This is a genomic window from Luteimonas endophytica, from assembly GCF_029887875.1.
GTDB classification, from domain to species: domain Bacteria; phylum Pseudomonadota; class Gammaproteobacteria; order Xanthomonadales; family Xanthomonadaceae; genus Luteimonas; species Luteimonas endophytica.
Window position 1 is genome coordinate 1 of sequence record NZ_JARXRM010000011.1, and the last position, 22,303, is coordinate 22,303.

At 70.6% G+C, this 22,303-nt stretch carries 20 protein-coding genes; 7 read left to right on the top strand and 13 right to left on the bottom strand.

Features of this window, described 5'->3' with window-relative positions; translation table 11 throughout:
• Positions 1-414: 414 nt before the first annotated feature.
• Together QFW77_RS02040 and QFW77_RS02045 are read right to left on the bottom strand one after the other, a co-directional pair.
• Entirely contained in the window at positions 415-594 is a 180-nt protein-coding gene (locus tag QFW77_RS02040) for a 30S ribosomal protein THX (protein ID WP_280572554.1), read from the bottom strand.
• Between the two features lie 76 nt (positions 595-670).
• A complete protein-coding gene (locus QFW77_RS02045; RefSeq protein ID WP_280572556.1) occupies positions 671-1,066 on the bottom strand; it encodes a MerC domain-containing protein in 396 nt (131 codons plus the stop codon).
• A gap of 112 nt (positions 1,067-1,178) precedes the next feature.
• Here QFW77_RS02045 and QFW77_RS02050 point away from each other — a divergent pair, with 112 nt between their 5' ends.
• Positions 1,179-3,386: a TonB-dependent receptor gene (locus tag QFW77_RS02050; protein WP_280572558.1), complete on the top strand. Its 2,208-nt coding sequence runs from the start codon at positions 1,179-1,181 to the stop codon at positions 3,384-3,386.
• Positions 3,387-3,556: 170 nt separating this feature from the next.
• Here QFW77_RS02050 and QFW77_RS02055 read toward each other — a convergent pair whose 3' ends face one another.
• The gene (locus QFW77_RS02055) at positions 3,557-4,066 is read right to left on the bottom strand and encodes a transcriptional repressor (RefSeq protein WP_280572560.1); all 510 of its coding nucleotides are present in this window, start codon (positions 4,064-4,066) and stop codon (positions 3,557-3,559) included.
• A gap of 75 nt (positions 4,067-4,141) precedes the next feature.
• Positions 4,142-5,542 carry a glutamate--tRNA ligase gene (gltX, locus tag QFW77_RS02060; RefSeq protein ID WP_280572562.1) on the bottom strand — a complete coding sequence of 467 codons (1,401 nt, stop codon included), beginning with the start codon at positions 5,540-5,542 and terminating at the stop codon, positions 4,142-4,144.
• Between the two features lie 74 nt (positions 5,543-5,616).
• On the opposite strand from gltX, the gene lpxH reads away from it, so the two are divergent.
• Positions 5,617-6,351 (top strand): UDP-2,3-diacylglucosamine diphosphatase, encoded by a 735-nt coding sequence (gene lpxH / locus QFW77_RS02065; protein ID WP_280572564.1) that lies wholly within the window; start codon positions 5,617-5,619, stop codon positions 6,349-6,351.
• A gap of 100 nt (positions 6,352-6,451) precedes the next feature.
• On the opposite strand, the gene QFW77_RS02070 is transcribed toward lpxH, so the two are convergent.
• The 5 genes from QFW77_RS02070 to QFW77_RS02090 form a co-directional block, all read right to left on the bottom strand.
• Positions 6,452-7,294: a ferritin-like domain-containing protein gene (locus tag QFW77_RS02070; protein WP_280572565.1), complete on the bottom strand. Its 843-nt coding sequence runs from the start codon at positions 7,292-7,294 to the stop codon at positions 6,452-6,454.
• A 142-nt stretch (positions 7,295-7,436) separates the two neighbouring features.
• Positions 7,437-8,909: an amidophosphoribosyltransferase gene (gene purF, locus QFW77_RS02075; RefSeq protein WP_280572567.1), complete on the bottom strand. Its 1,473-nt coding sequence runs from the start codon at positions 8,907-8,909 to the stop codon at positions 7,437-7,439.
• A 145-nt stretch (positions 8,910-9,054) separates the two neighbouring features.
• On the bottom strand, positions 9,055-10,017 hold the full coding sequence (locus tag QFW77_RS02080; protein WP_280572569.1) for an SPOR domain-containing protein: 963 nt from the start codon (positions 10,015-10,017) through the stop codon (positions 9,055-9,057).
• A 58-nt stretch (positions 10,018-10,075) separates the two neighbouring features.
• Complete coding sequence (folC, locus tag QFW77_RS02085) at positions 10,076-11,353, bottom strand: bifunctional tetrahydrofolate synthase/dihydrofolate synthase (RefSeq protein ID WP_280572571.1); 1,278 nt, start codon at positions 11,351-11,353, stop codon at positions 10,076-10,078.
• 53 nt (positions 11,354-11,406) lie between these two features.
• Entirely contained in the window at positions 11,407-12,054 is a 648-nt protein-coding gene (locus tag QFW77_RS02090) for a histidine phosphatase family protein (RefSeq protein WP_280572572.1), read from the bottom strand.
• 304 nt (positions 12,055-12,358) lie between these two features.
• Between QFW77_RS02090 and QFW77_RS02095 the strand changes: the two genes are divergently transcribed.
• The gene (locus QFW77_RS02095; RefSeq protein WP_280572574.1) at positions 12,359-12,586 is read left to right on the top strand and encodes a DUF6289 family protein; all 228 of its coding nucleotides are present in this window, start codon (positions 12,359-12,361) and stop codon (positions 12,584-12,586) included.
• A gap of 78 nt (positions 12,587-12,664) precedes the next feature.
• Positions 12,665-12,886, top strand: coding sequence for a DUF6289 family protein (locus QFW77_RS02100; protein WP_280572575.1), 222 nt, complete (start codon positions 12,665-12,667; stop codon positions 12,884-12,886).
• A 74-nt stretch (positions 12,887-12,960) separates the two neighbouring features.
• Here the strand turns inward: QFW77_RS02100 and QFW77_RS02105 are convergent, their stop codons facing one another.
• Positions 12,961-15,111, bottom strand: coding sequence for a S46 family peptidase (locus QFW77_RS02105; protein WP_280572576.1), 2,151 nt, complete (start codon positions 15,109-15,111; stop codon positions 12,961-12,963).
• 180 nt (positions 15,112-15,291) lie between these two features.
• Here QFW77_RS02105 and tdh point away from each other — a divergent pair, with 180 nt between their 5' ends.
• Both tdh and kbl read left to right on the top strand, forming a co-directional pair.
• Positions 15,292-16,314, top strand: coding sequence for an L-threonine 3-dehydrogenase (tdh, locus tag QFW77_RS02110; RefSeq protein ID WP_280572581.1), 1,023 nt, complete (start codon positions 15,292-15,294; stop codon positions 16,312-16,314).
• A 98-nt stretch (positions 16,315-16,412) separates the two neighbouring features.
• Positions 16,413-17,615, top strand: coding sequence for a glycine C-acetyltransferase (gene kbl / locus QFW77_RS02115; protein WP_280572577.1), 1,203 nt, complete (start codon positions 16,413-16,415; stop codon positions 17,613-17,615).
• Positions 17,616-17,690: 75 nt separating this feature from the next.
• On the opposite strand, the gene QFW77_RS02120 is transcribed toward kbl, so the two are convergent.
• The 3 genes from QFW77_RS02120 to QFW77_RS02130 all read right to left on the bottom strand — a co-directional run bounded on the left by QFW77_RS02120 (position 17,691) and on the right by QFW77_RS02130 (position 21,194).
• Entirely contained in the window at positions 17,691-18,266 is a 576-nt protein-coding gene (locus QFW77_RS02120; RefSeq protein ID WP_280572578.1) for a hypothetical protein, read from the bottom strand.
• 172 nt (positions 18,267-18,438) lie between these two features.
• A complete protein-coding gene (locus tag QFW77_RS02125; RefSeq protein ID WP_280572579.1) occupies positions 18,439-19,590 on the bottom strand; it encodes an OmpA family protein in 1,152 nt (383 codons plus the stop codon).
• A 164-nt stretch (positions 19,591-19,754) separates the two neighbouring features.
• Complete coding sequence (locus QFW77_RS02130) at positions 19,755-21,194, bottom strand: bifunctional 2-methylcitrate dehydratase/aconitate hydratase (RefSeq protein ID WP_280572580.1); 1,440 nt, start codon at positions 21,192-21,194, stop codon at positions 19,755-19,757.
• A gap of 188 nt (positions 21,195-21,382) precedes the next feature.
• Here QFW77_RS02130 and QFW77_RS02135 point away from each other — a divergent pair.
• Positions 21,383-22,303: IS481 family transposase (locus QFW77_RS02135; RefSeq protein ID WP_280572385.1), on the top strand; the 921-nt coding region annotated here is incomplete at its 3' end.

Below are 22,303 nucleotides of genomic sequence, written 5' to 3' on the forward strand. Positions count from 1 at the left end.
ATGGCCCGATCCGCCGCCGCAGGCCGTCCATGGCCTGCTGTCCGCCTCCCCCGGCCCGGACGCCGCTTTGGCGATTCACTTGCGGATGCCGGGTAGCCCGTTCCTCCGAAGTCCACCAACGCTGAAGCGGGAGACGTGCCGGGGGTGTTGTGGAGAGCAGGCCATGGATGGCCTGCGGCCCTGACTCCGGCCATGGATGGCCGGACGGAAGGGCGGAGCAACACCCCCGGCGCGGCTCACGCCCCGCGATGCTTCCGAAGCGACTATTCGAAGCGGCTCTTCAATGTCGCTGCCCCGTGGCGACGGTGCGAAATCCCCGCGGCGGACGGAACTGCCTGGCGCGGCGCGGCGCGAACTCCCGAAACGGCGAAGGCCCGCTTGCGCGGGCCCTCGTGCGTCGATCGGCGGGCTGGATCAGCCCTTGGCGACGGTCTTCTTCACCACGGCCTTCTTCGCCGCCGGCTTGACCACCGACTTCCTGGTCACCGCCGACTGGGTCGCGGTGGCCGGCTTGGCGACCGCATGCGCGCGCGCATTGCCGTAGCTGGAGTTGTAGCGCTTGCCCTTGAGGGTCTTGCGATCGCCCTTGCCCATGATGTGCTCCTGATGCCTTGCCTGTGCGGGTGCGCCGGTCGGCGCCGAGGCCGCGAATCCTAGCACGCGGCGCCGTTCAGCGGCCGCCCAGGGCGTGGGTGAGGCGCAGGTTGACCAGGTGCGCACCGGCCAACAGCAGTCCGCCGGCGACCATGATCGCGGCGTGTCCCAGGGTGTGGTCGTGCAGCGGCGTGAACGCCCCCAGCCAGACCAGGCCCAGGCCCGGCAGCAGCAGCGCCCACGCCCTGAAGGCGCGATGGCGGCGATATCCCAGCGACAGGGTGGCCGAGCCCAGGAGCGTGGCGAACACCACGAACGCCTGGTCGAAATCGATCCAGCCGCCGAGGTTCAACCCCAGCGCCGGCAGCAGCGCCAGCGCGAGCGGCAGCAGCGCGCAGTGCACCGCGCACAGGAACGAGGCGGCGAACCCGAGGCGGTCGGCGTTGCGGAGGGTGGAGGGGTTGGCGTCCATGACTTCCGGGGGTTTCGCTGAATGAATGAAACATTATAACATTCCCGACCAGTCCAGTTTACTCCGCCACGGCCCGGCCGTGGTCAACGCCCCTTCACCCAGCCGACGACCCATGACCCAGCCGATGCCCCGCTTCGCCCCCGCCCCGCTTTCCGTCGCCCTGCTCGCCTGCCTCGCCGCCCCGGCCTGGGCCCAGGACGCGCGGCACGCCGAACCCAAGGACCTGGACGCCGTGGTGGTCCGCGCCACCCCGCTGCCGCAGACCGCCGAAGACCTGGCCCGGCCGGTGGAAGTGCTCACCGGGCAGCGCCTGGACGAGGCCCGCGCCAGCTCGCTCGGCGAGACGGTCGCCCGGCTGCCGGGTACCCAGTCCTCGTATTTCGGCCCCGGGGTCGGCCGGCCGATCATCCGCGGCTTCGATGGCGCGCGCGTCCAGGTGCTCAACGACGGGCTGGCCTCGGGCGACGTGTCCACCGTCAGCGTCGACCACGCGGTGTCGATCGAACCGTTCTTGGCCAACCAGATCGAGGTGCTCAAGGGCCCCGCCACCCTCCTCTATGGCAGCGGCGCCATCGGCGGCGCGGTCAACGTGGTCGATGGGCGCATCCCCGAGGCCCCCACGACCGAGCCGCTCGAAGGACGCGCCGAGCTGCGCGCCGGCAGCGTCGCCGACGAGCGCACCGGCATGGTCCGCCTGGACGGCACCAACGCCGCCGGCAACCTGGTGTTCCATTTCGATGCGCTGCACCGCGAGACCGGCGACTACGACATTCCGGGCTACGCCGAGCACCAGCATGCCGATGGCGACGAAGATCACGATGAGGATCACGACGACCACCACGACGAGGAGCAGGTCTACGGCACCCTGCCCGGGAGCGCGCTGCGCACCGATGCCGGCGCGCTCGGCGTGTCGTGGGTCGGGGAGCGCGGCTTCCTCGGGGTCGGCTACAGCCTGTTCAACACCCGCTACGGCGTGCCCGGGCACGCCCACGAGGCGCATGGCCACGACGAGGACGACCACGAGGACGAAGACGAGCACGGCCACGAGGAGCCGGCCGAGGACGGCGTCCATATCGTGATGGACCAGCGCCGCACCGAGCTGCGCGGCGGCCTGGACCAGCTTGGCGGATTCGAGACCCTGCGCGTCAAGCTCGCCCACAACGAATACACCCACACCGAGTACGAGGGCGAGGAGATCGGCACCGTCTTCGACAACGACAGCATCGAGGGCCGCCTGGAACTCGTACACCAGCCGCTGGCGGGATGGGACGGCGCCTTCGGACTGCAGTTCTCGCGGCGGGATTTCAGCGCCGTAGGCGAGGAGGCGTTCGTGCCCGACAGCAAGTCGCGCGACACCGGGATCTTCTGGATCGGCGAGCGCAGCTTCGGCGCGCTCGACCTGGAACTGGGGGCTCGCTACGATCAGGCCCGCATCGATCCGGACTTCGCCAGCGCCACCGCGCCCGATCGCGATTTCGACACCACCAGCCTGTCGGCGGCCGGGCGGTGGCACCTGGGTGAGGAGGTCCACCTCTCGTTCGGCCTCGATCGCGCGCAGCGCGCGCCGACCGCCGAGGAACTGTACTCGGACGGACTGCACGTGGCCACGCGCAGCTGGGAGTTCGGCGATGCGCAGCTCGACCCCGAAACCGCCAATCGGGCCGAGCTCGGCCTGCACTGGCACCATGGCCCGCTACGGCTGGGCGCTGCGATCTACCATGTGCGTTACGCCGACTTCATCTATCTCGCCGACACCGGCGTGGTCGACGATGACGCGCCGGCCCGGGTCTGGAACCAGGCGGACGCGCGCTTCACCGGCGGCGAGCTCGACCTGCAGTGGACCTTCCTCGAAAACCACACCGGCGCCTGGGATCTGCGCGCGTTCGGCGACATCGTCCGCGGCAGGCTCGACGGCGACGGCACCCGTGAAGTCTCGTTCTCGGTACCACACGGCGACCATACCCACGACTACACCAGCGAGATCGCGCTCAGCGGCAACCTGCCGCGCATCGCCCCGGCGCGCCTGGGCGGCGAACTGCGTTGGCAATCGGCCAGCGGCAACTGGCGCGGCGGGCTGGGCGCAGTGCGTTACGCCAGCCAGGACGACGTGGCCGAGTACGAGGAAGAGACGGCCGGCTACACCCTGGTCCACGCCAACTTGGCTTGGCACCGGGACACGCCGGGCGGCAACGCCTGGGAGGTGTTCGTCGACGGCGGCAACCTGTTGGACCGCGAGGCGCGTCCGCACACCTCGTTCCTGAAGGAGCTCGCGCCGCTGCCGGGCCGCAACGTCAGCGCCGGGCTACGGCTGTTCTTCTGACCGCGCGGGCCTGGCCCTCGCCCCGCCCGCCGGCGCCATCGCCGGCGGTTCCGGGATCGGTCGCCGGTCCTTCATCGCCGCATGGACAGCGCCGATGCGGCGCAAGAGCGATGCACGTCGCCGCGCCGCCATTGAAGCGATGGAACGGCGGCACCGGCCGAAGGCGGCGGCTAGGCGTTCTTGCTCCCGGTAGCCCCGCGTCCGCAGTCCGCGCACAGTCCGTGCACTTCCAGCGTCTGCGCCTGCGGGACGAACCCGAGCGCGCGGGCGCGCTCGTCGAGCAACCGAACCACCTGCTGGTCCTCTAGTTCGGTGGCGCCGTGGCAGCCGTCGCAGATCAGGAACGGCACCGAGTGCTGGTGGCTGCTGGGATGATGGCAGGCGACGAACGCGTTGATCGACTCGAGCTTGTGGATGAAACCGTGGGCGAGCAGGAAATCGAGCGCACGATAGACCGTTGGCGGCGCCGCGGCACCCGGCCCCTCGCCCTCGCGCACCTGATCGAGCAGGTCGTAGGCCTTGAGCGGCCGGCCGGCGGTGGCGATCAGGCCCAGCACGTACGCGCGGATGGGCGTCAGCCTCAGCCCGCGCTCGCGGCACGCCGACTCCACCGCGGCAACGAAACCCGCCGCGTCGTGCACGTGGTGTTTGGGGTCGGTGCAGGCGTGGGTGCTGGGCATGGGTCCATCATGGTGGCGATCGCCGGCCGACTCAACCCGGCCCCGATCGTCTCGGCCCGGCCGGGACCCATGGGCTCAGGCCGGAATCAGCGCAAGGGCAGCATCGATTCGCTGCAAGGCCTCGTCGCGACCGGCCAGGTACACGGTATGGCCGATGTCGGGGCTGACCTGGGTGCCGGTGATCGCCACCCGCATCGGCTGCGCGACCTTGCCCATGCCCAGTTCGAGCGCGGCAGCGGTCTCCTGCAGGGCCGCCGTGATCGCGTCCGCGCTCCATGCCGGTAGCGCGGCGAGCCGCTGGCGGGCATCGGCCAGCGCCGCGCGCGCTTCCGCCTTGAGGTGCTTGGCGACGGCCTTGTCGTCGTAGCCATCGAGCGGGCGGTACCAGACCGCCGCGCGCTCGGCCATCTCGGACAGGGTCTGGACGCGATCGCGCAGGGCGATCACCACGTCGGCCGGCACCGGGCCCCGCGCCAGGTCGTAGCCGGCCGCCTGCAGGTGCCATTGCAGATGCGCCGCCACCGCCTCGGGCGCGTCGCCCTTCAGGTACTGCTGGTTGAGCCAACCCAGCTTGGCCGGATCCAGGCGCGCCGCCTTGGCATTGACGTCCTCCAGGCGGAACAGCCGCTGCATCTCGCCGATCGAGAACACCTCCTGGTCTCCGTGCGACCAGCCCAGCCGCGCCAGGTAGTTCAACAGCGCATGCGGCAGGTAGCCGGCGTCGCGATACTGCATGACGTCGGCGGCGCCGGTGCGCTTGGACAGTTTGGCGCCATGCTCGTCGAGGATCATCGGCAGGTGTGAGAACGCCGGCTCCGGCGCGCCGAGCGCGCGGTAGATGTTGATCTGGCGCGGGGTGTTGTTGACGTGGTCGTCGCCGCGCACCACGTCGGTGATGCGCATGTCGAGATCGTCCACCACCACCGCGAAGTTGTAGGTCGGATGGCCGTCCGGGCGCAGGATCACCAGGTCGTCGAGTTCGCTGTTGGCGATCTCGATGCGGCCCTTGACCTTGTCGTCCCAGGCCACGCTGCCCTCGAGCGGGTTCTTCAATCGGAGGACGCGGTTGGGATCGTCGCGCCAGGGTTCGGCGCGGTCGCGGTAGGCGCCGTTGTAGCGCGGCTTCTCGCCCTTCGCCATCGCCGCCTCGCGCATCGCGTCGAGTTCCTCGCGCGACTCGTAGGCCCAGTAGGCCTGGCCATCCGCCTGCAGCTGCTCGGCGACCTCGCGATAGCGCTCCAGCCGCGCGGTCTGGTAGACCGGGCCCTCGTCGTAGTCGAGGCCGAGCCAGTCCATCGCCTGCAGGATCGCGTCGATCGCCGCCTGGGTGCTGCGCACGCGGTCGGTGTCCTCGATCCGCAGCACGAACTGCCCTCCGGCGCGGCGCGCCTCCAGCCAGCAGTACAGCGCGGTGCGGGCCCCGCCGATGTGCAGGTATCCGGTGGGGCTGGGGGCGAAACGGGTACGGACGGACATGGGCGGAGACCGGTCGGAATCCTCCATTTTAGCGGAGCCCGCGGCCGGGCACCCGGCTCCACTATCATGTGGCCATGACCACGCTCTTCATTTCCGACCTGCATCTCGATCCGGGGCGCCCGGAGATCACCCGCCTGTTCGGGGAATTCGTCGACGGCGAGGCCCGCAGCGCGGACGCGCTGTACATCCTCGGCGACCTGTTCGAGTCCTGGGTGGGCGACGACGACCCCTCCGAGGCCGGCGGGTTCGTGGCGGAGCGGCTGAAGCAGCTGGTGGAGAGCGGAGTGCCGGTGTACTTCATGCACGGCAACCGCGATTTCATGCTCGGGCCGGAATACGCGCGCCGCGCGGGCATGGCCCTGCTGCCCGATCCGAGCGTGATCATGCTGCAGGGCCGGCCGGTGCTGTTGATGCACGGCGACCTGCTGTGCACCGACGACGTCGAATACCAGAGGATCCGCGCGCAGACCCGCGACCCCGACTGGCAGGCGCAGATGCTGTCCCAGCCGCTACCGGCGCGCCTGGCCTTCGCCCACCAGGCGCGCGCCTCCAGCCAGTCGCGCCAGGGTGCGCTGCGCGACGCCGGCACCATGGAGTCGATCACCGACGTCGCGCCGCGCACGGTCGAAGAAACCTTCGCCCGCTATGGCGTCGATACCCTGATCCACGGCCACACCCACCGCCCGGCGATCCACCGGCTCGAGGTCGGCGGCCGCGCCTGCCGCCGCATCGTGCTCGGCGACTGGTACGAGCAAGGTTCGGTGTTGCGGGTCCCCGGGCAGGGCCAACCGGAACTCAGCGCCCTGTAGGAGCGTGCCATGCAGGCGAAAGTCGGCGAGGCCGGCCGGCGCCGGGAATCACCGCCGACCACGCCGCGGACGCCCGCGGCCTCGCGGCCATGGGCCGCTGCTACGCGGGCGTCCGGCTGGCGAGTTCCCGCAGCGCCGCCAGTTCCGCGTCGCTGAACCCCGCCGCGCTGCGCGCATCGATGTTGAACGGGCCGTGCAATACCGCACGCGCGTACTCGGCCAGCAGCTCGCGGAAGCGCGGTTCGGGGTCGACGCCGCGTTGTGCGCAGTACCAGCGAAACCAGCGGCTGCCGGCAGCGACGTGCCCCACCTCTTCGCTCAGGATCACCTCCAGCACCGCGGCGGTGGTCTCGTCGCCGAGCGCGCGCAGCCTGACGATCATCCCGGGGGTCACGTCGAGCCCGCGTGCCTCCAGCACCCGCGGCACCAGCGCCATCCGCGCCAGGCCGTCGTGGGCGGTCTTTTCCGCCATTTCCCACAGGCCGTTGTGGGCGGGAAAGTCGCCGTAGTCGGAACCGAGCGCGCGCAGCCGCTCGCGCAGCATCGCGAAGTGCCGGGCCTCGTCCGCCGCGATCGCCACCCAGTCGGCGTAGAAGTCGCCGGGCAGGCCGCGAAAGCGGTAGGCGGCGTCCCACGCCAGGTCGATGGCGTTGAACTCGATGTGGGCGATGGCGTGGACGAAGGCCGCGCGGCCCGCGTCACTGCCCAGCCCGCGCCGGGGCAGCTCGCGCGGATGCACCAGCAGCGGCCGGGCGGGCCGCCCAGGCATCCCGATCGGCGCCGGCGGCCCGGCGCCTTCGTCGATCGCCAGGCGGCCGGCGGCGAAGGCCGCGGCGGTGGCGAACGTGCGCTGCAGCTTTTCCTCGCAGGACGCGGCCGCGAGACAGGCCCGGGCGGCGTCGAACAGGCATCCGTGCGCAGCGCCGGTCCCGGTTCCGGTCATCGGCATGCGTCCGCGGCGGCGGCGGGCATCGCGGCGGCGGCGAACGGCGGGATCGGGGCGGCGGCTGCCGCCCGGCTGCACGATCCGGCGATCGACGGCGGACCCTCCGATCCGCCACGCGGCCGGCGCCTTGGCCGCGGCTTCACGAGGCCAGGCGACGCTTCTTCTTGGCGTCGTCCGAGCGCAGCTGCTGCAGTCGCTCGAAGTAGCCCGGCTCGATTCCGGTCACGTACTCGCCGCTGAAGCAGGAGCTGTCGAAGCGGCGGCCGGGGAACTTGGGGCCGGCCACGGCCGTTTCCAGGTCGGCCAGATCCTGGTAGATCAGCCAGTCGCAGCCGAGGAACTGCTCGATCTCCCGCTCGCTGCGGCCGTTCGCGACCAGTTCGTCCACCGACGGCATGTCGATGCCGTAGATGTTCGGATAGCGCACCGGCGGCGCGGCCGAAGCCAGGTAGACCTTGCGCGCCCCGGCATCGCGCGCCATCTGCACGATCTGCTTGGAGGTGGTGCCGCGGACGATGGAATCGTCCACCAGCAGCACCACGCGGCCGCGGAACTCGAGCGGGATCGGGTTGAGCTTGCGCTTGACCGACTTGGCGCGCTCGCCCTGGCCGGCCATGATGAAAGTGCGGCCGACATAGCGATTCTTGATGAAGCCCTCGCGGTACTTCACCTCGAGCACGTTGGCGATCTCCAGCGCCGAGTCGCGCGAGGTGTCGGGGATCGGGATCACCACGTCGATATCGTGGTCGGGGCGCTCTCGCAGGATCTTCTCGCCCAGGGTCACGCCCATGCGCATGCGCGCCTTGTGCACCGAGATGTCCTCGATCATCGAGTCCGGCCGGGCGAAGTAGACGTACTCGAAGATGCACGGGGCCCGCATCGCCGGCTCGGCGCAGGGCCGATGGTGCAGTTCGCCGCGTGCGGTGACCACGATGCCCTCGCCCGGCGCCACGTCGCGCAGGCGCTCGAAACCGAGAATGTCGAGCGCCACCGACTCCGACGCCACCGCGTACTCGGCGCCGCTCTCGGTGATCCGCCTGCCGAGCACCAGCGGGCGGATGCCATGCGGATCGCGGAACGCCACCAGGCCCAGGCCGAGCACCGTGGCGACCGCGGCGTAGCCGCCGGTCGAGCGCCTGTGTACGCCCTCGATGGCCTTGAAGGCGGCCTCCGGGGTGAGCCCGCGTTCACGATCGAGTTCGTGCGCGAACACGTTGAGCAGCACCTCCGAATCCGACTCGGTGTTGATGTTGCGACGGTCCTCCTCGAACACCTCCTGCCGCAGCGCGTCGGTATTGATCAGGTTGCCGTTGTGGGCGAGCGCGATGCCGTAGGGAGAATTGACGTAGAACGGCTGCGCCTCGTCGTGACCCTCGCTGCCGGCGGTGGGATAGCGACAATGGCCGATGCCCACGCGCCCCACCAGCAGCGCGATGGCCTTGTCGTCGAATACGTCTCGTACCAGGCCGTTGCCCTTGTGCACGCGCAGCTGGTTGCCATTGGCGGTGGCGATGCCGGCCGCGTCCTGGCCGCGGTGCTGCAGCACGGTCAACCCGTCGTAGAGCGCCGCTGCGACTTCGGTGGTTGCAACGATGCCGATGATGCCGCACATGGTGTCCGCCTGTATCCGTGAATGGCCGGCGCATCGCTCCGCGATGCGGCCGCCCGCTGGTGCGGCCCGCAGGCCGCTGCCCCGGCGCTGCCTGCCAGGGCCCGGACGCGCGCCTTCCGCGGCGCGCGCTGTGGCGATGCCCCCGCTACGGGTGCGAGCGCACCATGCCGGCGACGCCCAACCTGCCCTGGAGCGTGGCCTTCAGCCGTTCGGCCTCGGCGCGGCTGAGCACCGGGCCGGCCTTCACCCGGGTGAGTCTGCCCTTGTCGGTATCCACCGTATCGGTGAAGGCGCTGAAGCCGGCCCCGCGCACGCGCTCGCGGAGCGCTTCGGCCTCGGCGCTCCGGCTGAAGGCCCCGAGCTGCACCACGAACCCGACATCGGCCGCGGCGGCTGGGGCCGGCGCCGCCGGCGCGGCTGCTTGAGGCGCCCGTTGCGGTGGCGAAGGCGGCTGCGGCTGCGGCGGCGCCGCCGGCTGCGGCGCCGGTGCTGCGTCCAAAGCCACCACCCGCGCGTCGTTGGGACCGACCTGCGCGGCGTGCACACGCACGGCCTCGGCCTCGGCCCTGGTCGCGTAGGGCCCGATCAGCACCCGCCACACCGGCTTGCCCGAGACCGTGGCACGGCTAGGAGCGGCCGGCAGCCCGGTCTGGCGCAGGCGCTCGACCACGGCGTCCGCGTCGGTGCTGCTGCCGTAGCTTCCGAAGCGGACCGCGTAGCCGCCGCCGGCGGTGGTGGCCGGCAGCGCCGCCGCGGGCGTTGCGTCGCCGGATTCGGCGGCCGGCGCCGGGCCCGCTGCAGGCGCTTCGTCGGCGGCCAACTCGGCGGCATCGGGGTGGCGCTCGTCCGCGGTGTCGACGGTCGCCAGCCGGGCCTCGTCGCCCTGCGTGTCCATGCCGACCGCGCCGCCGGCGCCCGGCTCGGCCGGCGCCAGCAGCGGCAGCTCGCGGGTGATCGTGCCGTCGCGCGGCTCGTCGGGCAGCGCCAGCGAAAGATCGGATGCCCCGCTGTCGGGGGCCGGGCCCTTGACCAGCATCGGCAGGAAGATCACCGCCAGCGCGACCAGCACGGCGGCACCGACCAGGCGCTGTTTCAGTCCGGAATCCATCGGCATTGTCGCGTGCGTGGGGGCCGGCGGATTATACGCCGCATGCCGCGGCGACTTCTTAATGCCGCCCGTGCAGCGCCGCCAGCGCCGCCGCCGCGGTATGGAACGAACCGGCCACCAGCACCCGGTCCCCCGGGGAGGCCTCCGCCAGCGCCGCCGCCAGCGCCGCCGCCACCGTGGCATGGACGCTCCCGCCCGCCGCGGCGCTGCCCGCCAGCCGCACCGCGAACGCGGCACTCTCCTGCCCGCGCGGCCCGGCGTCGGGAAGCCCGGCCAGGTACCAGGCATCCACCGCATCCTGCAGCGCGGCGACCACCCCGGGGGCGTCCTTGTCCGCCAGCGCCGCGTAGACCGCCCGGGTCCGCCCCGGCACCGGTGCGGCGCGCAACCAGTCCGCCAGCGTGCGCGCCGCCTGCGGGTTGTGGCCCACATCGATCACGACCTCGACCCCGTCGACGTGGAGTCGCTGCAGGCGCGCCGGCAACGCTGCCGAGGCCACCCCTTGGACGATCGCCGCCCTCGGCACGCTTCGCCGCAGCGCACGCAGCGCCGCGATCGCGGCCGCGGCGTTGCGGCGCTGCTCCGCCCCCGCCAGCTGGGGTTCGGGCAGGTCGATGGCGTAGCCGACCTCGCGCCAGCGCCAGCCTCCGCCGGCGAGCCGCTCGAACATGAAATCGCTGCCGGCGCGGATCGCCGGGGCCCCGATCGCATAGGCGTGGCCGAGCACGCTGGAAGGCGGATCGTCCTCGCCCAGCACCAGCGGCTTCCATGGGCGGGCGATGCCGGCCTTCTCGCGCCCGATCGCTTCACGGTCGGCGCCCAGCCAGTCCTGGTGGTCCAGGTCGACCGTGGTGATCACGGCGACATCGGCATCGACCAGGTTGACCGCGTCGAGGCGGCCGCCGAGCCCGACCTCCAGGATCGCCAGGTCGAGCCGCTGGCGCGCGAACAGCCACAGCGCCGCCAGGGTGCCGAACTCGAAATAAGTCAACGGCACCGGCGGCTCGACCGTGCGCGCCGCCTCCACCGCCGCGAACGCCGCCGCCAGTGCGTCGTCGGTCGCGGGACGGCCGTCGACGCGCACGCGCTCGTTGTACTCGAACAGGTGCGGCGAGGTGTAGGTGCCCACGTGCCAGCCGGCGGCGCGCGCGATCGCCTCGATGAAGGCGACGGTCGAGCCCTTGCCGTTGGTGCCGGCGACGCTGATCACCCGGCGCGCCGGGGGCGCCAGCCGCAACCGGCCGGCGACCGCGCGGGCGCGCTCGAGCCCCATTTCGATCTCGCGGGGATGCTGGCGTTCGATGTGGCCGAGCCAGTCGGCGAGCGTGCGGGGCATGGCGGCCTTGGATCGTGAGTGTTTCGCCCTGCGCGGGCGCTGCGGACCCGCCGCTACAGCGCCCGGTGCACGGCTTCGCCGAACAGCGGCGTGTGGTGGGCGCAGTCGTTCAGCCGCACCACTTCCAGCGCGTCGACGCTGGCGCCTTCCAGCAGGTTCATGCTGGTCGGGGCCTGGCGGAAGCTCCACAGCCGCGAGAACGGGATCCCGAGCACGTGGCACAGGATCACCCGGTTGACCGCGTCGTGCGCCACCACCAGCACGGTGTCGTCCGCGCCGAGCCCGTCGCACGCGCGCCCCAGCGCCGGCCACGACCGGTCGAAGACCTGCTGCAGGGATTCGCCGCCGTCCGGCATCAGCACGCTGTCGGGCGCTTCGCGCCAGGCGCGCAGGCGATCCGGGTCGCGCGCGCGGATCTCGCTGGCCAGCAGGCCCTCCCAGCTGCCGTGGGCGATCTCGATCAGGCCCGGATCGATCGACAACTCGGCCTCGCGCGCGGCGCCGAGGACCAGCTGCGCGGTGCGCCTCGCGCGCGACAGCGGCGAAGCCACCGCGCGGTCGATCGGCAGGTCGCGCAGGCGCAGCCCCAGCGCCTCGGCCTGAGCCTCGCCGACCGGCGAGAGCGGAATGTCCTCGCGGCCCTGGTAGCGGCCCTCGGCGTTCCAGGGGGTCTCGCCGTGGCGGACCAGCAGAATCCTCATGTCTTCGCGTCCTCGTATACCGGCCGGTGCATGTGCGGATCTCGCGGGTCCCCGCGCCCGGACATGGGCACCGACTCTACCCGCGGCGCGGCCGGCGAAGGGTAGCAGAGCCGGCCGCATGCGCCGCCACCGCCGCCGTTCGGCCGCAGCGCGGCCGCGCGTGACCGCGATCCGCCGGGCCCTGCGAACCCGGTCACGGCAACGGCACCGCGCCCGCTCCTGCACACCGGGGCCGCGCCCGGCCCGCGACAATGCCGGTGCCGGCCGTGCGGACCGGCGCCCATCCACCAGGGAGACTCCAGCAATGCGCAGGAAACTCGTGCTCGCCATCGGTGCCGCCACGGCCCTCGTCGTCGGGGCCGCGCTGGCCGCCGTCGGCCCCACCGGACCCGGCCAGTTCTACTACTACCTCGACGACAGCGGCGCGGTGGTCGGCTACCAGGCCATCCATTGCGACGGCAGCAAGGAGGCATGGGGCAAGTTCACCCGCAACTACGCCGACGGCTATTTCATCTGCGATCCGGATTTCTAGGACGCGTTCGGTCCCGCCTTGCCGCGCCGCGTGTCCCTGCCCCACCTAACCGACAGACCAGACCCAGGGAGAATACCGATGACTCGTACCAGACTCGTGGCCGGCCTCGCGCTGTGCTTCGCGCTCGCCGCAGGCCTGGCGGTCGCCAAGCCTCGCAACGGCGACATGGGCGTCTACCTCGACGACAATGGCAACGTGGTCGGCACCTTCGTCGTCAGTTGCGACGGCGTGTTCAGCTACGAAGGCACCCGCACCACACACGCGCTGACCAACGGCAGGCTGCACTGCAATCTGCCCTGACCGGCCGCGCCAGCGGCAACGGCAACGGGGAGGCGGCTCGCCGCCCCCCTCCGGCTGGCGTCTTGCCTGCGCGCCTACGGCGCCAGGCCGAGCTCGTCGAGCAACTGCGGAGCCGGGTACGCCTCCTGCATGATCCAGCGCAGGTAGCGCTGGTCCACCGAGATGGTCCGGGTCATCGCCGGGTCGAACACCCAGTTCGAGCTCACCGATTCCCAGTTCATGTCGAACAGCAGCCCGGTCAGCCGGCCGCGTGCGTCCAGCACCGGCGAACCGGAGTTGCCGCCGGTGACGTCCAGGTCCGACAGGAAATTGACCGGGACGGTGCGCAACCGGCGATCGGCCAGGCCGCCATGGCGTTTCCCGGCGACCGCGTCCAGCAGCGCCTGCGGCGCGTCGAAGGGCTCCTCGCCGGTGGCCTTCTGCGCCACCTCCTCGAGCCGGGTGAAGGGCGCCTGCGCCTCGCCGTCCAGGGTGGTGTAGCCGGTCACGTTGCCGAAGGTGATCCGCAGCGAGCCGTTGGCATCCGGATAGACGTGGCGGTCCTGGCTTGCGCGGAAATCGGCCACGGCCTGCAGGTAGACCGGGCGCGCGCGCAGTTCGTCGCCGGCCCGCGCCTTGCGCTCGAGCTCCTGCCGCAGCACCTCCGGCATCACCGCAACCGCATAGCGGATCGCCGGATCGCGGCTGTTCTCGAACGCGTCGCGGTCGGCCTCGAGCCAGCGCAGCCGCTCCTCGGCATTGGCCATGCCGGTACCGGCGAGCCGGTCTAGCGCACGCTCTATCGCCTGCTCGTCGTCGCCACCCAGCCAGTCGTCGATCGCCTCGACCCGCTGCCCGGCGGGCAGCGCCAGATACTGCTGCAGCCAGTAGCGCTGCAGCTGGCGGTCCATCTCCGGGTGATACCGGCGGTCCATCTGCTGCAGTTCGCCGCGGATGCGCGGCTGGTCGCGCTCCTGGTAGCCCGGCTCGCGGTCGGCGTCCGGGTTGCTGCGCTCGATCGCGTTGCGGTAGAGCGTCATGGCGGTGCCGAGCGCACCGAGGCGGTGGAACTGGCCGATCACCAGGTCGCGCTCCCGGGTCGCCTGCCCCTCGGCCACCAGCCTCACCAGTTCGGCATGCGCCTCGAGCGCGGGCACGCCGGGCTCGCCGCGTTCGCGCAGCCACTCCAGCACCGCCGCTTCCTCGGCGCGCTTGGCGGCGGCGGCGTCGATCCGCGCGAATCCCTCCAGCTGGCCGTCGTAGTTCTTGGAGGTGTTTCTCCAGCCGCCGACGGTGCTGGCGTACTTCACCGCGATGTCGGGGTTCTCCCGCCCCTGCGCCTCGACCAGGGCCAGCAGTGCCTTGTAGTGGCGGCTGATGGTCGGATAGCTCCACTGCGCGGTCTGCTCGAACTCGTCGGCGAGGGCATAGCGGCGGGTGGTGCCGGGGTAGCCCGCGGCCATCACGAAGTCGCCCTCGCGCAGCGGCCGGTCGGCGAACCGCAGCCAGTGCTTGGGCTGGTAGGGCACGTTTTCCGGGGCGTGGTCGGCGGGCCGGCCGTCCGGGCCGACGTAGGCGCGGTAGAAGGAGAAATCGCCGGTATGGCGCGGCCACATCCAGTTGTCGATCTCGCCGCCGTAGTTGCCGATGCCGCCCGGCGGCGCATACGCCAGGCGCACGTCGCGGATCTCCAGGTTGCGGAACAGCCGGTAGGCGTTGCCGCCGGCGAAGCTGTAGAGGCGGCAACGGTAGCCCTCGCCGAATTCGCAGCCGGCGATCAGCTTCTTCTCGATCTGCTCCAGCGCGCGCTCGCGGCCGATGGCGTCGGGTGCCGCCGCGATCGCGTCCTGCACCTCGGCGGTGACGTCGCGGATCGAGTCGAGCACGAAGATGCGTGCGTTGGGGCCGGCGCTCGGCTCGTTCGCGCGGTCCGCGGCGACGAACCCGTCCTGCATCAGGTTGTTCTCGGGGGTCGAATTGAGCTGGATCGCCCCGTAGGCGCAATGATGGTTGGTCAGCACCAGGCCCTGCGGCGAGACGAAACTGGCGGTGCAGCCGCCCAGCGAGACCACCGCCCCCATCGGGTCCCCGGTCAGGTCGGCGAGCTGCTCGGGGCGCAGCCGCAGTCCAGCCTTGCGCAAGGGTCCCTCGATCTCGGGCAGCTGCTGCGGTACCCACATGCCCTCGCCGGCCCCAGCCTGGCCGGCGGCGAGCAGCAGTGCAATGGCGATCGCGATTCGACGCATGTCGGTCCTCTGGGCGCTCGGAGCGGAGCGGGGAGTCTAACGGCCGCGCGATGCGTTTGCCCGCACCCGCGACCGGGCCGCGGCCCGGCCCGGCCATTCACCCCTGGCGCGTATAATCGCGCTTTCCCCCTACGAGCGCGTGGCCCCGGCATGCAGCAGACCAACCAGCGTCAGACCACCATGCGCGCGCTGGTCAAGCGCGAGGCCGCCAGGGGCATCTGGATGGAGGAGGTGCCGGTGCCCTCGCCCGGGCCCAACGAAGTGCTGATCCGGCTCGAGAAGACCGCGATCTGCGGCACCGACCTGCACATCTACCTCTGGGACGAGTGGAGCCAGCGCACCATCCGCCCGGGCCTGGTGATCGGCCACGAATTCGTCGGCCGCATCGCCGAACTGGGGCCCGGCGTCGGCGGCTACGAGGTCGGGCAGCGGGTCTCCGCCGAGGGCCACATCGTCTGCGGCCACTGCCGCAACTGCCGCGCCGGCAAGCAGCACCTTTGCCCGAACACCGTCGGCATCGGCGTCAACCGCGACGGCGCGTTCGCCGAGTACATCGTCATGCCGGCCAGCAACCTGTGGCCGATCCCCGACCAGATCCCGAGCGAACTGGCCGCGTTCTTCGACCCCTACGGCAACGCCGCGCACTGCGCGCTGGAGTTCGACGTGGTGGGCGAGGATGTGCTGATCACCGGGGCCGGCCCGATCGGAGTGATGACGGCCGGCATCTGCAAGCACATCGGCGCGCGCAACGTGGTGGTCACCGACGTCAACGACTACCGGCTCAAGCTCGCCGCCGACATGGGCGCCACCCGGGTGGTCAACGTCACCAACGCCTCGCTCGCGGACGTGATGTCGGACCTGCACCTGGAGGGCTTCGACGTCGGCCTGGAGATGAGCGGCAACCCGCACGCGTTCAACGACATGCTCGGCGCCATGTACCACGGCGGCAAGATCGCCCTGCTCGGGTTGCTGCCCAAGGGCGCGGGGGTGGACTGGGACCGGATCATCTTCAAGGGCCTGACCATCCACGGGATCTACGGCCGGCGCATGTACGAGACCTGGTACAAGATGACCCAGCTGGTATTGTCCGGCTTCCCGCTGGGCAAGGTGCTGAGCCACCAGCTGCCGGCCGAGGACTTCCAGAAGGGTTTCGACCTGATGGAATCGGGCAAGTCCGGCAAGGTGGTGCTGAGCTGGAACTGACGAAAGCCGCGATCCGGAATCGTTGACTGGTTCAAACCGGTCGCCCGCCGGTTCCCGTCTTTTCGAATCGTCAATCACAATCACCTGTTGCGAACGCCATGTCCCTGACCCACCGCTACACCGAAACCCTGGAAGAGATCCGCGAGCAGGGGCTGTTCAAGTCCGAAAGGATCATCACCAGCCCGCAGGCGGCCGAGATCGAGCTCGAGGACGGGCGCAGGGTGCTGAACTTCTGCGCCAACAACTACCTGGGCCTGGCCGACCACCCGGAGCTGATCGCCGCGGCCAGGGAAGCCCTGGAGACGCACGGTTTCGGCATGGCCTCGGTGCGCTTCATCTGCGGCACCCAGGATCTGCACAAGCGCCTGGAGCGCACCATCAGCGATTTCTTCGGTACCGAGGACACGATTCTCTACGCCGCCTGCTTCGACGCCAACGGCGGCCTGTTCGAGCCGCTGCTGGGCGAGGAGGACGCGATCGTCAGCGACGCGCTCAACCACGCCTCGATCATCGACGGCGTGCGCCTGTGCAAGGCGCGCCGCTACCGCTACGCCAACTGCGACATGGCCGACCTGGAGCGGCAGCTGCAGCAGGCGCGCGAGGATGGCGCCCGTAGCATCATGATCACCACCGACGGCGTGTTCTCGATGGACGGCTTCGTCGCGCCGCTGGACCAGATCACCGCGCTGGCGGACAGCTACGGCGCGATGGTGCACATCGACGAGTGCCATGCCACCGGCTTCCTCGGCGCCACCGGACGCGGCTCGGCCGAGGTGAAAGGGGTGATGGACCGCATCGACGTGTTCACCGGCACCTTGGGCAAGGCGATGGGGGGCGCGATCGGCGGCTTCACCACCGCCCGCCGCGAGGTGGTGGAACTGCTGCGGCAGCGCTCCCGGCCCTACCTGTTCTCGAACTCGCTGCCGCCGCACGTGGTCGCGGCCGGCATCCGCGCCTTCGAGATGCTGGATGCGGCGGGCGGACTGCGCGAGCGGCTGGCGGCGAACACGGCGTATTTTCGCGAGCGGATGACCACGGCAGGCTTCGACCTCAGGCCCGGCGACCACCCGATCTGCCCGGTGATGCTGTACGACGCGCCGCTGGCGCAGCGCTTCGCCGAGCGCCTGCTCGAGGAAGGCATCTACGCGATCGGCTTCTTCTTCCCGGTGGTCCCCAAAGGCCAGGCGCGGATCCGCACCCAGATATCGGCGGCGCATACGCGCGAGCAGCTGGACCGGGCCATCGACGCCTTCGTGCGTATCGGCAGGGAGCTGGGCGTGCTCGAAGGCGCCGCTCGCTAGCGGAGCGACCGCCGCGCCGCCGCAGGGCGCCGCGCCGGCAGGCCGCGGCCGACCGGCTGGGGCCGACCGCTACGATCAGGGGGTCGGGGCGGGCTGCTCCGGCGTACCCTCGGACGCGGCCGGCGCCGTTTCCGCAGGCGCGGCCTCGGCGGTCCCGGGAGGGACCGCTGCATCGCCCTCGGCCGGCGGAGGGGCCGGAAGCGCAACGGCGGCCGGCTTGGGTGCGCCGCGCGCCACGCGCACGCCGCGCGCCTTCATCCACGCGTCGAATTCGTCGGCGGTCATCATCCGGCCGTTCTGGCTCATGTCGAACCGCCAGGGGGTGTTGTCGTGCTCGGTCAGCGGTTTGTAGACCGAAGGATCCAGCGGGTCGACCGGAGTCGGTGCCGGCATTGCGCTGGCGACGTTGCGGCAGCCCTCCAGCCGCAGCCGCAGCAACACCTGGTCGACCGACTGGGCCTCGTCGTAGGCATGCGAAAGCACGCCGCCCTGGGCGCCCAGCCGGTAGCTGGGCGCGGCCAGTTCCGACGACAGCGGGGCCAGTACCGTCGGGCGCAGCGCCGACGAGGTCGCGGGCGGTCGCGCGCAGTCGGAGGCGTGGCCGATCATCGGCAGGGCTAGCAGGAGGAGCAGTGTCGTCGCGGCGCGCATGAAAATCCCCTGTGGCGGATACGGACGAGTGTAGGCGCCTCAGGTATACGCTACAAGCCGTTGTTTTGACTGGTGGCCCATTCACCTTGGATGCGGGTCGCCTCGGCCCACCCGCAAAAAACGAAGCCCGGCACTGGGCCGGGCTTCGGGTACTGCGGCGATGGCGGTCCGATCAGTTCTGGACGTTCATCTCGGTACGGCGGTTGCGTGCGCGACCTTCCGGATTGTCGGAGCCATCCGGGTTGGTGTTCGGCGCGATCGGGCGGCTCTCGCCGTAGCCGACGGGACCGACCAGGCGGCTGGCATCGATGCCGTTGCTGGTGATGTAGTCGTACACGGTCCGGGCGCGGCGCTCGGACAGGCCCTGGTTGTACTCGTCGCTGCCGATCGAGTCGGTGTGGCCGGCGATCTCGACGCGCAGGTCGGGATAGCGGCGCAGGATCTCGATGGCCTCGTTGAGGATCTGCACCGCATCCGGGCGCAGGGTGGCCTTGTCGAAGTCGAAGTTCACGCCACGCAGGTCGATGGTGACCGGAACCGGGCAGCCGTCCGGACCGACGGTGGTGCCGGCCTGGGTGTCGGGGCAGCGGTCGTCGCAGTCGTTCACGCCGTCGCCGTCGCTGTCGCGGTCGGCGCAGTTGTCGACGGGCGCCGGCGCCGGGGCGACCGGGGCGGTCGGCTCCGGACCCAGCGGGATCACCACGCCGACCGAGGCCAGCATGTCGCCGAACCAGCTCTCTTCCTGGTTATGCGGATAGCCTTCCCAGTCGGCCGCGCCGTTGGCGGCGTAGCTGTCGTCGTTGAAATCGCCGCGCAGCGCCACTTCCGCCCGAACCGCGACGCGGTTGGTGAAGGTGGTCTGCAGGCCCACGCCGACCTTGGCGGCGAAGTTGCCGTCCTCGTTCTCGCCCGGGGAGTCCGGGTTCGGGAAGGCATCGAACTCCTCCTCGCTGCGCTGGTAGCCGACGCCGAACACGGCGTAGGGGTTCCAGGTACGGCCTTCGGAGATGAAGTGCCGACGGAAGTCCACCGAGATGCCGTACTGGCTCCAGTTCAGGTCGGGGTTGGAGCCTTCGACGCTGTTGGCGCTCTGGAAATTGGGATTCTGGTAGTTCAGTTCGCCGTCGATGGACCAGACCGGGCTGATGAACTTGCCCAGGCCCAGGGTGACGAACGGCGCATCGGAGGTGCGGCGGTCGTCGTCCTGGAAGTTGTAGCCGGCCGAACCGGTGATGTACCAGCGGTCGTCGAACTCCTGCGCATTGGCCGCCTGGGCAAGGCCCAGACCGCCGAGCAGCGCGGCACAGAGGAGTTTCTTTTTCATTTTGTTCAGCTCCTTGATCAAGGGGGAAAGCGTTGACGCACCCATGCTTCTTCGAGGCCGCACTCAGCGCGCCTTCGGTGGGTAGCCTAGGGTCAGCCGTGTGAAGACCTCGTTAACGCTAGCATAACAGTTGGGGGGTCTCCCCAGGACGCGGCCACTCCTGTTCAGCTGCGGTAGAGGCCCAGGAAGTCGGCCACAGGCAGCGCGTCCAGCGCCTCGGGGGAGGCCGCCAGATCGAGCAGGCGGTCCACCTGGGCCGCCGGAAGATGGCCGCGCAGCGCCGCCTCCACCTTGGCCATCAGCACCGGGATGCCCTCGTCGCGGCGGCGACGGTGCCCGATCGGGTAGTCGATCGACACCTTGTCGCTGGACGACCCGTCGGTGAAGAACACCTGGACCGAATTGCCGATGTAGCGCTTGTCCGGATCGAAGTAGTCCTGGGTGAATTGCGGGTTCTCCCGTACCTCCATGCGCTCGCGCAGGGCGTCGATGCGCGGGTCGGCCGCCACCTCGTCGTTGTAGTCGGCGGCGGTCAGGCGGCCGAAGATCAACGGCACCGCCACCATGTACTGGATGCAATGGTCGCGATCGGCGTAGTTGGCCAGCGGCCCGGTCTTGTCGATGATGCGGACGCCGGCCTCCTGGGTCTCGATCACGATCCTGTCGATGGCGGCGATCCGGTCCTTCACCTGCTCATGCAGCCGCATCGCGCATTCGACCGCGGTCTGGGCGTGGAACTCGGCCGGATAGCTGATCTTGAACAGGACGTTCTCCATCACGTAACTGCCGAACGGCCGCTCGAACTCGAATGCCTTGCCGCCGAAGGCGATGTCGTAGAAGCCCCAGGTCTTCGCGCTGAGCGCGCTGGGGTAGCCCACGACCTTCTTGCGTGCGGCATTGATGGCATGGATCACCGCGCGGCGGCAGGCATCGCCGGCGGCCCAGCTCTTGCGCGGGCCGGCATTCGGCGCGTGGCGGTAGGTGCGCAGCACGCCGTTGTCGATCCATGAATGGGAGACCGCGGTGATCACCTCGTCCTTGCCGCCCCCCAGCATCGCCGTGGCGACCGCGGTCGATGCCAACCGGACCAGGATCACGTGGTCCAGGCCGACCCGGTTGAAGGAGTTTTGCAGCGCGTAGCCGCCCTGGATCTCGTGAGCCTTGATCGCCCACCCGAGCACGTCCCGCACGCTGACCTCGCGACCCTCCTTGCGCGCCAGCCAGTCCGCCACCGCCAGGATCGTGCCGAGGTTGTCGGAAGGATGGCCCCACTCCGCCGCCAGCCAGGTGTCGTTGAAGTCCAGCCAGCGCACCAGGGTGCCGATGTTGAAGGCGGCCTGGGCCGGGTCCAGCTCGAACGAGGTGCCCGGCACCCGGGAACCGCCCGCGATTTCGCCGCCGGGGACCAGCGGGCCCAGGTGCTTGACGCAGTCGGGGAACTTCATCGCCAGCATGGCGCACGCCAGCGAGTCGAGCAGCATGTAGCGTGCGGTGTCGTAGGCCTCGCGCGAGTCGATGCGGGTGTCGATCACGTAGTCCGCGATGTCGACCATCGGCTGGTCTGGGGCGGGTCGGGCGGCGGAGCGGATGTCGGCGTGGCTCATTCGGGGCTCGCGGGAGGGAGGAAGCCCGCCATTTTGCCAGACCGGCGCTGGCGCGGCCGGAGGGCCGGGCTCCACTGGCCTCCGGTGGCGCGGTTCGCGGGCTAGCTGTGATCTCTCAGTAGGTTGTTCATCCGGGGTGATCCCGGAACACTGGAGGTGCGACCCATTCAGCACCCCAGGAGCCCCGGATGAACCTGCATAAACATGCCCGTCTTACGCCTCGCGGTCGAGCCCTGCTTGTGGAACGGGTGATCGAGCACGGTCTTCGGGTCGAAGAAGCCGCCCACGCTGCGGGTGTGAGCACTCGAACGGCCTACAAGTGGTTGCGCCGCTTCCGCGAGGAAGGCCCGGGAGGGCTCCAGGACCGTTCGTCGCGCCCGCTTCGCTGCCCCAGTGCCACGCCGGCGCCGGTCGTCGAGCAGGTAGTCGCCCTGCGTCGCCAGCGGCGGACCTATCGCCAGATCTCGCTGGCACTGCCCGTCGGCCGGAGCACGATCGCGCGGCTGATGCGTCGTGCCGGTCTGCATCGACTGGCCGAGCTGGCGCCAGCGCGCCCGGACCACCGCTACGAGTACCCACAGGTGGGTGATCTGTTGCATCTGGACATCAAGAAGCTGGGCCGGTTCTGGCGCCCCGGACATCGCGTCACCGGCGCTCGCCAGGGCACTTCGGATGGCGCCGGTTGGGAGTTCGTCCACCTTGCCATCGACGACCACTCCCGGATCGCCTTCGGTACCGTCGAGAACGACGAACGTGGCACCAGTGCGTGCCGGGCGCTGCTGCAAGCGCTACGGTACTACCGCGGCCTTGGCATCACCTTCGCCCGGGTCATGACCGACAACGGCGCCTGTTACAAGTCCCGGCTGTTCCGCCGGCTCCTGCGCCGACTGGGCCTGCGCCACCTGCGCACGCGCCCCTACACGCCCCGTACCAACGGCAAGGCCGAACGACTGGTCCAGACCACATTGCGCGAGTGGGCTTACGCTCGCTCCTATGACAGCTCAGACCAGCGGCGCCAGGCCCTGCCTCACTGGCTCCATCAGTACAACTGGCATCGACCACATGCCAGCCTCGGCTACCGGCCGCCTATCAGTCGCCTCCAGCGTCCA